The 12,679-nt window shown below is 36.3% G+C and carries 16 protein-coding genes; 15 read left to right on the forward strand and 1 reads right to left on the reverse strand.

Translation table 11 applies throughout. The features are described 5' to 3' along the window. The first annotated feature begins 20 nt into the window (after positions 1-20). The 5 genes from IGK82_RS03925 (at position 21) to psiE (ending at position 4,162) form a co-directional block, all read left to right on the forward strand. Positions 21-749 carry an accessory gene regulator B family protein gene (locus IGK82_RS03925; RefSeq protein ID WP_016622708.1) on the forward strand — a complete coding sequence of 243 codons (729 nt, stop codon included), beginning with the start codon at positions 21-23 and terminating at the stop codon, positions 747-749. 27 nt (positions 750-776) lie between these two features. Further along, positions 777-884: a cyclic lactone autoinducer peptide gene (locus tag IGK82_RS03930; RefSeq protein ID WP_010777487.1), complete on the forward strand. Its 108-nt coding sequence runs from the start codon at positions 777-779 to the stop codon at positions 882-884. A 252-nt stretch (positions 885-1,136) separates the two neighbouring features. After that, positions 1,137-2,441 (forward strand): sensor histidine kinase, encoded by a 1,305-nt coding sequence (locus IGK82_RS03935; RefSeq protein WP_016622707.1) that lies wholly within the window; start codon positions 1,137-1,139, stop codon positions 2,439-2,441. 34 nt (positions 2,442-2,475) lie between these two features. After that, the gene (locus IGK82_RS03940) at positions 2,476-3,201 is read left to right on the forward strand and encodes a LytR/AlgR family response regulator transcription factor (RefSeq protein WP_016622706.1); all 726 of its coding nucleotides are present in this window, start codon (positions 2,476-2,478) and stop codon (positions 3,199-3,201) included. Between the two features lie 508 nt (positions 3,202-3,709). After that, on the forward strand, positions 3,710-4,162 hold the full coding sequence (gene psiE / locus IGK82_RS03945; RefSeq protein ID WP_002355869.1) for a phosphate-starvation-inducible protein PsiE: 453 nt from the start codon (positions 3,710-3,712) through the stop codon (positions 4,160-4,162). A gap of 70 nt (positions 4,163-4,232) precedes the next feature. Here the strand turns inward: psiE and IGK82_RS03950 are convergent, their stop codons facing one another. Further along, positions 4,233-5,048 (reverse strand): metallophosphoesterase, encoded by an 816-nt coding sequence (locus IGK82_RS03950; protein ID WP_002355870.1) that lies wholly within the window; start codon positions 5,046-5,048, stop codon positions 4,233-4,235. A 171-nt stretch (positions 5,049-5,219) separates the two neighbouring features. On the opposite strand from IGK82_RS03950, the gene IGK82_RS03955 reads away from it, so the two are divergent. The 10 genes from IGK82_RS03955 to IGK82_RS04000 all read left to right on the forward strand — a co-directional run bounded on the left by IGK82_RS03955 (position 5,220) and on the right by IGK82_RS04000 (position 12,662). Then, positions 5,220-6,284, forward strand: coding sequence for a M24 family metallopeptidase (locus IGK82_RS03955; protein WP_016622705.1), 1,065 nt, complete (start codon positions 5,220-5,222; stop codon positions 6,282-6,284). Positions 6,285-6,297: 13 nt separating this feature from the next. Then, entirely contained in the window at positions 6,298-6,618 is a 321-nt protein-coding gene (locus IGK82_RS03960; protein WP_002355872.1) for a MazG nucleotide pyrophosphohydrolase domain-containing protein, read from the forward strand. A gap of 332 nt (positions 6,619-6,950) precedes the next feature. Further along, the gene (locus IGK82_RS03965; protein ID WP_430605153.1) at positions 6,951-7,382 is read left to right on the forward strand and encodes an Asp23/Gls24 family envelope stress response protein; all 432 of its coding nucleotides are present in this window, start codon (positions 6,951-6,953) and stop codon (positions 7,380-7,382) included. After that, positions 7,375-7,827 carry a transcription antitermination factor NusB gene (gene nusB / locus IGK82_RS03970; RefSeq protein WP_002355875.1) on the forward strand — a complete coding sequence of 151 codons (453 nt, stop codon included), beginning with the start codon at positions 7,375-7,377 and terminating at the stop codon, positions 7,825-7,827. Before IGK82_RS03965 ends, nusB begins: the two co-directional genes overlap by 8 nt. Positions 7,828-7,930: 103 nt before the next feature. Further along, entirely contained in the window at positions 7,931-8,776 is an 846-nt protein-coding gene (locus IGK82_RS03975; RefSeq protein WP_002363394.1) for a bifunctional methylenetetrahydrofolate dehydrogenase/methenyltetrahydrofolate cyclohydrolase, read from the forward strand. Between the two features lie 9 nt (positions 8,777-8,785). Then, on the forward strand, positions 8,786-10,132 hold the full coding sequence (gene xseA, locus IGK82_RS03980; RefSeq protein ID WP_002355877.1) for an exodeoxyribonuclease VII large subunit: 1,347 nt from the start codon (positions 8,786-8,788) through the stop codon (positions 10,130-10,132). Position 10,133: 1 nt separating this feature from the next. Then, entirely contained in the window at positions 10,134-10,364 is a 231-nt protein-coding gene (locus tag IGK82_RS03985) for an exodeoxyribonuclease VII small subunit (protein ID WP_002355878.1), read from the forward strand. After that, on the forward strand, positions 10,364-11,245 hold the full coding sequence (locus IGK82_RS03990) for a polyprenyl synthetase family protein (protein ID WP_016622704.1): 882 nt from the start codon (positions 10,364-10,366) through the stop codon (positions 11,243-11,245). The genes IGK82_RS03985 and IGK82_RS03990 overlap by 1 nt, the downstream gene beginning before the upstream one ends. 13 nt (positions 11,246-11,258) lie before the next feature. Further along, entirely contained in the window at positions 11,259-12,074 is an 816-nt protein-coding gene (locus IGK82_RS03995; RefSeq protein ID WP_002363395.1) for a TlyA family RNA methyltransferase, read from the forward strand. Positions 12,075-12,212: 138 nt separating this feature from the next. Further along, complete coding sequence (locus tag IGK82_RS04000) at positions 12,213-12,662, forward strand: arginine repressor (protein WP_002363397.1); 450 nt, start codon at positions 12,213-12,215, stop codon at positions 12,660-12,662. Positions 12,663-12,679 lie beyond the last annotated feature (17 nt).

A 12,679-nucleotide genomic window follows, 5' to 3' on the forward strand; every position in this document is an offset into this window, starting at 1 on the left:
ATTTTTAGGTGGATACAATTATGATGAAAAGATGGACGATTATGCTGAAAAAAAGGGAATTAAATTACTTTACTGACGAAAAGAAGTTTTTTTTTGATCAATTTCGTTATAGTAGGGAGTACGAGGGTATTCTATATACAAGAGGTGAGAATAAAATGGAAATGAAATTATCAATAACGGAGCTTTTAGCTAAGCAGTTATTAGACAAAATGACAAGCGAAAAAGAACTTTCAAGAAAAGAGTATTTAAAATGCAAATTAGGATTGGAAATATTTTTACTGAATGTTACGAAATTAACAGTAATTTATGGCATCGCTTTTTTCCTGCATTCTTCATTAGAAGTCCTGATTTTTCATAGTGCGTTTATGCTCATTCGTTTTTTTGCGTACGGTGCTCATTCCTCATCAAGTATTGCTTGCACAATTATTAGTAGCATACTATTTATAGGAATTCCGTCTGTGCTCCATGGTGTACATTTTTCGTCAATCGATTTATTAGTAGTCAATCTTCTTAACTTTCTGATTCTACTCAAATACGCGCCTGGAAAGACGAAAAAGAATCATGTAGGAAATCTGAATCATCAGTATCGGCTGAGAAGAAATGCTTTATTAGCTAATACAATTTTAGTTTTTGGCGTATTTATTCCTGATGTATTTGTTAGCAGTTTGCTTATTTTTGGCGGACTGTTATGCGGATTGTTGGTTACTCCGCTTGCTGATAAATTATTAACACTTGATCTAAAATTTTAAAAAATTTGAAAATTGGAGGAAATAAAGATGATGAATTTGCTAATAAAATTATTTGTGGGATTTGGTGGATTAAGTATTGAGAATTGCTGTTTAGGTTGGGGTTACGAGCCAGAAATTCCAGAAGAATTGAAATAGAATAAAGTTAAAAAGAGTCATTATTTTTTGATTAGAAAAAACATAAAGAGTTTAGGATTGTATTTTTATCCTAAACTTTTTTGTTATTAATCTAAAGGGATCAAATTGGAACAGAAAATTTTATTAGACTAGATGTAACTTGCATATTTGTTTAGATATAGAATTCATCTTGTGGATAGTGTATAATTAATGAGAAATATTGTACATAACAAAATTTTACAAACATTTATACAGATAGGAGAGATTGTTTGAGTGGGAGAAGCTTTGTTTGTTTTGGTATCAATGCAATTTATGACAAGTTATATTAGCACAGGATTAATTATTGGGAAGACTAATAAATCTTTTTTTCGGATAGCAATGGTACTGTTTTTAAGTGTAATCGGAGCTTTGTCTTATCAGTTTACTGGTGTGTATGGTGCATTATTCATATTATGTTTCAATTTTCTTCTTTATTATATTGATATAAAAAAATTGATACCTGTTTTAGGCGGTCTAGGTATTGCAATGATATCTAATTTACTTTTCGACCATGTGGCATCAGTGCTGGACAGTTTATTTGAAATTCCTAGTAGATTTCCACCGATAATTTACATTTTGATCCATCAGGGAGTTGTGATCGTTTCAAGTATTATTACTTGTATACTGGTCAGAAAGCTGTTACTTCGCTTCCTACCTCAGGGACTAAAGTCCAAAGAAGGTCATGTTATTTCACTATTAAGTTTCTTTACATATATTGTTTATTTAGTTTGTATTTTCTTGGGAGTGGGCTTGGGAAATACAATCGAGCTGATTCAATTGAATCTCCTTTTTTTTGCTATTTATATAGGGTTTGTTTTATTCTCCTTTTCTTTTTATTCTCGTTCCTTGAAAAAGGAATATCAGGTTAAAGAGAAAGAGGTTGAACACCAAGCGTTGCATCGGTACACCGCAGAGATTGAAGCACAGTATATACAAATGCGAAAATTTCGTCACGATTATCAGAATATTCTGGCATCATTGGATTCCTATATAAAAGAAGAGGACTTGTCAGGTTTGACAGAGTACTATCAAGCAACTCTTCAGCATTCTTCAAAGAATATTAGTGACAATAATTTTAAATTGGATGATTTAAGTAAGATTGAAGTAAAAGCAGTAAAAAGTTTGTTGGCTTTAAAACTGATTTATGCACAAGAGAAGAAACTGGATGCATCATTTGAAGCCAGTGAGCTAGTGACTGAGATTTGGCTGGATCCCCTGATTTTAGTAAGGGTATTAGGAATATTTTTGGATAACGCAATAGAAGAATTGGAAATACTAGGTTATGGGAGCTTGAGAACAGCGGTGATCAAATATCCAAACAGTATACAAATCATTATTGAAAATACCTGTCGTAAAAAGGTGGGACATTCTCGGCAACTGCGTCAGGAAGGTTATTCCACTAAAGGGCAAGACCGAGGTATGGGACTGAGCAATGTGGACGAGTTATTGAGTGGTGTGAGGAATGTGACATTAGAGACAGTGGTTGAAAATGAACGATTTACACAGATTCTTTATATTACGGAAGTAGGATTTAAGTAGCATAGTATATGACTAGAAATTAGGAGGAATAGATATGTTATCAGTTATAATTTGTGAGGATAATCCTAAACAAAGGAAACGAATTGAGACCATAATCAAGAATTACATTATGATAGAGGATCTGGATATGGAGTTGACGCTATCAACTGACGATCCGCAACAAGTACTTGAACATGTTAAAGATGATCCTAAACAAGTTCGATTGTATTTTTTTGATGTTGATTTACAGCATGAGTTATCAGGAATTGCATTAGCTTATGAAATAAGAAAAATTGATAATATTGGTAAAATTATATTTGTAACAACTCATAGTGAAATGTCTTATTTAACATTCACGTATAAAATTGAAGCAATGGATTACATTATCAAAGATATTCCTGAAGAGATTGATCGACGAGTAAGAGAATGTATAAAAGTAGCCCATGAAAGATATTTGAGTGATATTGTAAGTAATAAAGTAAAGTTTTTTAAAGTTAAGGTTGGAGATACGATTCGTTCGATTCCGTATGATGAAATAATGTTTTTCGAGTCATCGACAGTTCCTCACAAGTTGATTCTGCACACAGATACTAGAGAATTAGAATTTTATGGTTCTATTCGTGATCTTGAAGCGAACGATGAATGTCTATATCGTTGTCATAAGTCATTTGTTGTAAATAAAAATAATATTAAATCTATCAATAAAAATTTACGTGAGATTGAAATGATGAATGATGAAATTGTTCTTGTATCTGTTCGAGCAATGAGAGGACTTAATTAAAAGTAAGATTAACTAGATAACTAGAAATTACGGGGAGATCAATGGTAAATTGGGCAAATGAGAGAGTATTTTTCTCCTCTAGAAAAAAGTGTCTAATTTGTTATTATGATTGAGTGTAAGGGTAGAATAGATTAGTAATATAATATTGAGAAATACACGTGTAAAAATTTGAAGTCGAAAAAGCTAAATAAATTATTATATTCACAATGACTAGCTTTAATTTTTAGTGACCTTGAACCATTTAGGAGATATACGGACACAAGTGGATGCTTTAGCAAAGCTAAAACAAAATATCCAGTAGCTAACTAATACGATTAAAAAGCTGAATCTCCGGATTCAGCTTTTTTTGTCTTGCATAAAGGGTTAGCCGGAAAATAAAGAAACATCTCAAAATAAAAAAAATCTCACATTGGGTTTAACTGCTTGTCTGACAAGGTTAATTGATGATATATTTAATGTAATAACAAGCATGTTATAAAATAATTGAGTCAAAAGAAAGAAGGGTATTATGCAGAAGAATTTTAGTGTAGTAAAGAAGTACGTGAATTTGATTTTGGATATTGTATTAGGGATTTTAGGAGTTTTCTTATTAGTATTTATGGCTAGTTATTTAGTTGACCTCGCTACATATCTCATGAAGCCAATGACGCCGGATAATTTTTCAGTTATCATGCAAGAAATTATTTCATTCTTTATGTTATTTGAGTTTATTATGATGATTCTTCGCTATATTCAAGAAGGACACCATATTCCGATTCGTTATTTGATTTTAATTTGTTTAACCGCAATTTTACGTCAATTAATGGTTGCACATGGCGATGGCTTGCAGACTTTATTGTTATCTTTATCAATTCTTTTACTAGTGGTTGTGCTATTTATTCTCGGGTTAAATGGCAGCAAATTTTATACGCTAGGAAAAGCGAAAGTAGAAGAAGATCACGAGCAAGATTTTCATCATTAATCGAACATAATCAAAGACCGTCCAACGTGAGAATTTTTCTCTAACGTGGGGCGGTCTTTTTAATGCATAGTTAAATAGTTAACTCAATCAGTTCAATTGTTGGTAAGACACCAAAGCGTGCGCTGATTTTAGTGGTTCCGATTCCTGGGTGAACAATTAGCGGCGTTTCATCTTCTAAATGATAAAGCCCATGTGTATATTTTTTAGCAAGCTGATTTTTGTAAGTGAAAAAAGGCAAGCGAATCTGTCCGCCGTGACTATGTCCTGCTAAAATGAGGTCAATGTTTTTGTTGACTGCTGAGTCTGCGACATCTGGCTCATGGGTTAGTAGCAGAGTGGGCGTTCCAGTAGGGCGGTTGACTAAAGCTGCAGCTAAGTCGGTTTGTCCATATAACGAATCTTCTAAACCAGCGACGTACAAGGAGATGCGGTGTGAGACAGGCAGTAATTTGCCCGTGTTTTTTAGTACGGTAAAGTCGGCAGCTTCTAAGATTGTTTCGTAAAAATTGGTATCTAACCCGCTATACTCGTGGTTGCCATAAATAGCGAATTTGCCATATGGGGCGTTAATTTTACGGAAAAGTTGACTCACTTCATCCTGAATTTCGATACCGAAACGGGCATAATCATCAAATAAGTCTCCTGTAAAAACGACTATGTCTGGTTGTAATGTATTTGTTTTTTCAACAATCTGTTTTAAGGCCTTCACAGAATAATTCTTTTTTAAATGAATATCAGAGAGTTGAACAATCCGTAAGGTTTTCCCTGATTCTGTTACTTTAATTTGATTTTTGTGTATGACTAAGCAGTTAGGTTCAATAAAAAAACTATAGCTTAAAATGCCGATAATAATGAAAAATAGTGCCAGAAATAAATAAACGTTCATAATTTCCTCCTTGAAGTCGCTAAATTAGTTTACTACAAAAGTTTTAAGCAAAAAATAAGGAAAGGTAAAATTTTCAGTAAACTTTCTCGATGAAGTTTTTTGGTGATTCATGCTTTTCTGAAGTAAATTTGCTATAATGAAAAATGAGAAAAAAGAAAGAAGGTCGAACCAATGATGGCAAGAGTCGAAAAGCTACGGGAATTAATGAAAGAAAATAATTTACAAGGATTTTTAGTGACAAGTCCGTATAATTTACGTTATTTAACCAATTTTACTGGGACAACAGGATTGGCAATGATTACATTAGATAAAGCTTTTTTTATAACGGATTTTCGTTATACGGAACAAGCTGCGGAACAAGCAACTGGTTTTACTATCGTTAAAAACACAGGACATATTTTTGACGAAGTAGCAGATTTAGCTGAACGTTTGCAATTAGATAATTTAGCTTTTGAAGAAACGCAAGTTAGTTTCGCTGATTATAGCTTATTGGAAGAAATTTTACCATGTGAATTAGTTCCTGTAATGGGTTTGATTGAAGAATTAAGAGAAGTGAAAGATGAAGAAGAAGTAGCGATTATTGAAAAAGCGTGTGCCATCGCGGATCAAGGATTTGCCTTTGTCTTAGAGATGATTAAACCTGGAATGACAGAGATTGAAGTGGCTAATCAATTAGATTTCTTCATGCGTTCAAAAGGAGCCAGTGGTGTTTCTTTTGAGACAATTGTGGCCAGCGGTCTACGTTCAGCGATGCCACATGGCGTTGCTAGCCATAAAGTCATTGAAAAAGGTGAGTTAATCACTTTGGATTTCGGTTGTTATTATGAAGGCTATGTTTCTGATATGACACGGACATTTGCCATTGGTAGTATTCAGCCAAAACTAAAAGAAATTTATGACATTGTTTTAGAAGCACAATTAAAAGTGTTGGCAGAAGCTAAACCTGGGTTGACGGGCATTCAATTAGATGCGATTGCACGGGATCATATTGCTTCCTATGGCTATGGCGATGCGTTTGGCCACAGCACTGGTCATGGCATTGGGTTAGAAATTCATGAAGGACCAAATGTTTCATTCCGAGCAGATAAACAGTTTGTACCAGGGAATGTGATTACGGACGAACCTGGAATTTATTTGCCAGGAATTGGTGGCGTGCGTATTGAGGACGATTTATTGATTACTGCTGAAGGTAATCGTGTATTGACACACGCGCCAAAAGAATTAATCATTTTATAAAGGTTGGGAGAACATGGATATCCAAGAGTATCAGCGGTTTATTAGCGCGTTTTATAAAAAACGTAACTGGTATCAATATGACCCGTTTATTCGTTCCAACTTTTTAACAGAAGAAGTCGGCGAAGTGTGTCGAGCCATTCGGACAATTGAAATTGGCCGTGATCGACCGGATGAAACAGTTTTGGCGGATGAAGAGAATCTGGAAAACTTAACGGAAGAGTTAGGCGATGTGTTGGATAATTTATTTATTTTAGCCGATAAATATGACATCTCTTTAGAAATGATTATGCAAAAGCATCGGACGAAACTAATGGAACGTTATCCTGAAGAATAAAGATGTAAAAATAAGAAAGCCAAAATTACTTGGTCTTTCTTATTTTTACGTCTAAAGGCTTGAATTAGAAATTTATGACAAGAAATTATCTGTTCTTTTAGTCAGAACTTAGCTTTTCTGGTAGCGAAATAGGCTAATTAATGATAAACTAAGAACGAGTATTGATAAGCAAAATTTGGACGTTCTTTCACAACTAACTGAAGAAACCAGTGTTGTTTTAATTTTTAAGAATCATCCGTTGCTTAAAAGAGAATCCTTAAGAGACTTAGTGATTCATCAAATAAATCGTTTATTTAACGATTTTGTGCGTAATAGATAAGGAGGACAACCAAATGTCAGAAGAAAAAAATCTTGTAATCAATGCAAACGATTCTTTAGGAGAAATCGTGATCGCTCCTGAAGTCATTGAAGTAATTATCGGAATCGCTGCTTCAAAAGTAGAGGGCGTTTATGGGATGCGTGGCACGTTTGCCAATAATGTGAATGAATTATTAGGCCGTGCAGCACACGGCAAAGGTGTATATTTACGAACAGAAGAAGAAGGCTTAAAAGTCGATATCTATTGTTACTTGAACTACGGTATTTCTGTGCCAAAAGTTGCATTAGAAATGCAAGACCGTGTGAAACAACAAGTCTTATTTATGACAGATATTGATTTAGTTGAAGTGAATATTCATGTTGTAGCGGTAGTACCTGAAAAAATCCCTCAACCAGACTTAAATGAATTATTCCCAGAAGATGAAGATGGAGAAGAGAATGAGTAAAACAGAATTAACCCGTCACGAGATTCGTGAAAAAGCGCTCCAAGCCCTTTTTCCTTTAGATTTTAATGCTGATTTAACCAAACAAGATGCCATTGATTATGCATTGGCTTATGATAATCGGGAAATCGTCAGTGAAGATGGCGAAGACCTAGTCCCTACGTATTTAGATTTACTTGTCGGCGGTGTGTGTAGCCGCAAAGCAGAACTAGACGAAGTGATTACGAACCATTTAGGTAATAACTGGTCTATGCAACGCTTAGCAAAAATAGATATTGTTATTTTACGTTTAGCTATTTTTGAAATGCTATACGTTTCAGATGTGCCAAACATTGTGGCATTAAATGAAGCCGTCGAGTTAAGTAAAAAATACAGCGACGACCGTTCACGTAAATTTGTTAATGGTGTGTTATCAAATGTAATGAAAGAAATTGATTCAGAGGCGTAAGCTCTGAATCTTTTTTTACTATCTAACTGGTGTTAAGATACTGGGTTATATGCTAAAATAAATACTATTAAAGAAGTAAAGAAACAATAGAGGGAGCGAAGGAATGAGTACAGTAATTAACGGTCGTGAATTAGCAGATCAAATGCAAGCAGAGATTCAAAAAGATGTAGAAAAGATGACACAACAAGACATCCAACCAGGATTAGTTGTTTTATTAGTTGGGGAAAATCCTGCCAGCCAAACGTATGTGAGAAATAAAGAACGTGCAGCAGCCAAAATTGGCATTCTGTCAAAGGTCGAAAAACTGCCAGAAACTATTTCAGAAGAAGAATTATTGGCTGAGATTGACAAATATAATCAAGATTCACGCTTTCATGGCATTCTTGTACAACTACCTTTGCCAAAACATATTGATGAAGAAAAGATTTTATTAGCGATTGATCCCAAAAAAGATGTAGATGGGTTCCATCCAATGAATTTAGGCCGTTTGTTTGTAGGCAAACCTGAAATGATTCCTTGCACGCCGTATGGAATTATGAAGATGTTTGAAGCTTATGATATTGATTTAACAGGTAAACGTGCGGTGGTTATTGGTCGAAGTAATATTGTTGGCAAGCCAATGGCACAATTATTGTTAATGAAAAATGCGACCGTGACGATTGCCCATTCTAAAACTGAACATTTAGCAGAAGTTGCAAAAGAAGCGGATATTTTAGTTGTAGCAATTGGACGCGGGCATTTTGTCACCAAAGAGTTCGTGAAACCAGGTGCGGTAGTGATTGATGTGGGTATGAATCGCAATCAAGAAGGAAAACTGATTGGTGATGTAGCATTCGATGAAGTTTCTGAAATTGCAAGCTATATCACACCAGTTCCCAAAGGTGTTGGCCCAATGACGATTACCATGTTAATGTATCAAACAGTCGAGGCAGCAAAAAAACAAAAGTAAGGTGAAAAAATGACGCAACAGTATTTAACAGTAACAGCCTTAACGAAGTATTTAAAACGTAAATTTGATGCAGACCCTTACTTAGGACGTGTCTATTTAACAGGTGAAATTTCGAACTTTCGCTTCCGAGCGAACGCGCATCAGTACTTCAGTTTAAAAGATGACCATGCGAAGATTTCTGCAATTATGTTTAAATCAGCCTTTCAAAAATTGAAGTTTCAACCAAAAGAAGGCATGAAAGTCATGGTGGTGGGGCGGATTTCGCTTTATGAAAACAGCGGCTCCTATCAAATTTATATTGAACATATGGAACCAGATGGTGTAGGTGCACTTTATCAAGCATTGGCAGAATTAAGAGAAAAACTAGGAAAAGAAGGACTTTTTGAAGGGCCTAAACAACAGTTGCCTCGTTATCCCAAACGAATCGCTGTGGTTACAAGTCCTAGTGGTGCTGTCATTCGGGATATCATTACGACAGTCAAAAGACGGTATCCGATTGCACAACTGGTCCTTTTTCCAACCTTGGTCCAAGGCGAGCAGGCGGCGGATGACATTGTGCGGAACATTCAGCGAGCCGATGCGCAAGGCGATTTTGATACGATGATCATCGGCCGTGGCGGTGGTTCAATCGAGGATTTATGGCCGTTTAATGAAGAAAAAGTGGCACGAGCCATTCATGCTGCCACCACACCGATTATTTCATCGGTTGGGCACGAAACAGATGTGACAATTGCCGATATGGTAGCAGATGTTCGTGCAGCAACGCCAACGGCAGCAGCGGAACTAGCGGTACCAGTTTTAAATGAAGAACTATTAAGAATTAGTGAACGGCGTAGTCGTTTAGAACAAAGCTTTTTATATCTCTTACAACAACGAACAGAACGTTTCCAACGACTACAAAACTCTTATGTGTTTAAGCAACCTGAGCGGCTTTATGAAGGTCAAACGATTAAATTAGATCGAATGACGCAACGTCTTTTCCAAGCAATGACAACGATTCATCACCAAAAACAACGTCAAGCCCAAGGAATTATCGCTCAATTGCAACAACAGACACCAAAGGGACAATTAAGAGAAAGTCAGCAACAATTGGCATTTTTACAACGAAACTTGCAAACACAAATGACACAATTGTTCCTAAACAAACAAAAGCAATTCACGTCTGCTGTTCAACAACTAGACTTACTCAGCCCACTCAAAATTATGGGTCGAGGATATAGTTATACTACAAAAGAGGACCGTGTCGTTAAAACTGTTACCGAGTTACAGCCAGCAGATCAATTAACGATTCATTATGCTGACGGTACAGTTCAAGCAAACGTCGAAACAATAACAGCGAAAAAAGAGGAGTTTTAACATGCCAGCAAAAGAAAAAACGTTTGAAGAATCATTAAATGCCTTAGAAGAAATCGTTCAGCGCTTAGAACGAGGAGATGTTCCTTTGGAAGAAGCCTTAGCTGCCTTTCAAGAGGGCATGGCATTAAGTAAACAATGTCAAGATACATTGGAAAAAGCGGAAAAAACTTTAACGAAAATGATGACAGAAAACAATGAAGAAATTGTTTTTGAAGAGAGCGAGGAAGCGTAATGACGAATTTTAGTCAACAGCATTTACCGTTGGTTGAAAAAGTCATGGTCGATTTTATCGCAGAATATACTGAAAATGAGCGTTTGAAAGAAGCAATGCTCTACTCAATACACGCAGGTGGCAAACGATTACGCCCATTATTAGTGTTAACAACAGTGGCCGCTTTTCAAAAAGAGATGGAAACACAAGACTATCAAGTGGCTGCCTCTTTAGAGATGATTCATACGTATTCATTAATTCATGATGATTTACCAGCAATGGACGATGATGATTTACGTCGTGGCAAACCAACCAATCATAAAGTGTTTGGTGAAGCGACTGCCATTTTAGCAGGGGACGGCTTATTAACAGGTGCATTTCAGTTACTTTCTTTGAGCCAATTAGGCTTAAGTGAAAAAGTTTTACTGATGCAACAACTGGCAAAGACAGCGGGGAATCAAGGCATGGTTGCCGGTCAAATGGGTGATATTGAAGGAGAAAAAGTCAGCTTGACTTTAGAAGAGTTAGCGGCTGTTCATGAAAAGAAAACCGGAGCGCTAATTGAATTCGCCTTAATTGCTGGGGGCGTATTAGCCAATCAAACAGAAGAAGTCATTGGCTTACTGACACAGTTTGCGCATCACTATGGCTTGGCTTTTCAAATTCGTGATGACTTATTAGATGCCACAAGTACAGAAGCAGATTTAGGTAAAAAAGTAGGCCGAGATGAAGCGTTGAATAAAAGTACGTATCCAGCTCTTTTAGGGATTGCCGGTGCGAAAGATGCGCTAACACATCAATTAGCAGAGGGCAGCGCTGTTTTAGAAAAAATCAAAGCAAATGTTCCCAACTTTTCAGAAGAACATTTAGCAAACTTGTTAACTCAGTTACAATTGAGATAGAAAGAAGGCACTTATGAAAAAAGAACGCGTCGATGTCTTGGCGTTTAATCAAGGACTATTTGAAACACGGGAAAAAGCCAAACGCAGCGTGATGGCTGGTTTGGTTTACGATGATAAAAATGAACGTTTAGATAAACCAGGGGAAAAAATTTCTGTGGAGACACCCTTACATACTAAGGGCCAAGTAATGCCTTATGTTTCTCGTGGGGGCTTAAAACTAGAGAAGGCACTAAATGTTTTTGCAATCAACGTTCAAGGCAAAACAATGCTAGATATTGGTTCCTCCACAGGTGGTTTTACCGATGTCGCTTTACAGAATGGGGCTCGTTTGAGTTACGCTTTAGATGTTGGCTATAACCAGCTAGCATGGAAAATTCGGCAAGATGAACGCGTGGTGGTAATGGAACGTACCAATTTTCGCTATAGTAAACCTGAAGATTTCACTGAAGGGGTGCCGGATATTGCAACGATTGATGTTTCCTTTATTTCATTACGCTTAATTTTGCCACCTCTTCATGATATTTTGAAAAAAGGCGGTAGTGTGGTGGCGTTAATTAAGCCACAATTCGAAGCTGGCAAAGAGTTTGTTGGGAAAAAAGGAATCGTTCGTGATCCAGAAACCCATCAAATGGTTGTGGAAGAAATCACACGCTTTGCCATGAATAACGGTTATGATGTGAAAAACTTAGATTTTTCACCAATCACTGGTGGCGAAGGAAACATTGAATTTTTGGCACATTTAGTTTCTGTTGATGGGGAAGGATCCTATCAAGCGACAGAATCCATTGAAGAAGTTGTCGCGCATGCGCATCAAAAATTAGTGGAATGATGAGAAAAGTTAGAAGAAAGAAGTGGACGCCTACGGGTGAAAGCTTCTTTTTTGTATAAATCTAGTAATTCATCTTTTAAAATGCATAAAAATAAGCTATGATGAGGGCAAGAGTAAACTGAAAAGGAGAGCGGCGCCATGAGAAAGCAAGATAGACACCGTTTAATTACACGTTTATTGACTGAAAAAAATATTCAAAAGCAAGAAGATTTTGTCAACTACTTACAAGAAAAGGGCGTAGCTGTAACACAAGCAACCATTTCTCGCGACATTAAAGATATGAAACTGATCAAAGTTCCTTCTGTAGAAGGGGGTTATCGATATAGCCTTCCATTAGAAACACAAGCTAATACGAGTGCTAAACTTGCAAAGCTTTTAAAAGATGCCTTTGTAGCTGCAGAACAAATGGAAAAATATGTCGTATTACGAACCATTCCTGGCAATGCGGCGGCGTGTGGTAGTTTAATCGAAAAGAATTACCAAGAGAAACTTTTTGCCGTCATCAACGATGATGATAGTGTTCTCATGATTGCACGAACTGAGGAAGCAGCAGAAAAACTTCATAAAGAGCTGTTAAGCTATCTATAAAGAATGAGGTGAACAAG

Origin of the sequence: Enterococcus sp. AZ197 (assembly GCF_050556405.1) — a bacterium.
Lineage (GTDB): Bacteria > Bacillota > Bacilli > Lactobacillales > Enterococcaceae > Enterococcus > Enterococcus faecalis.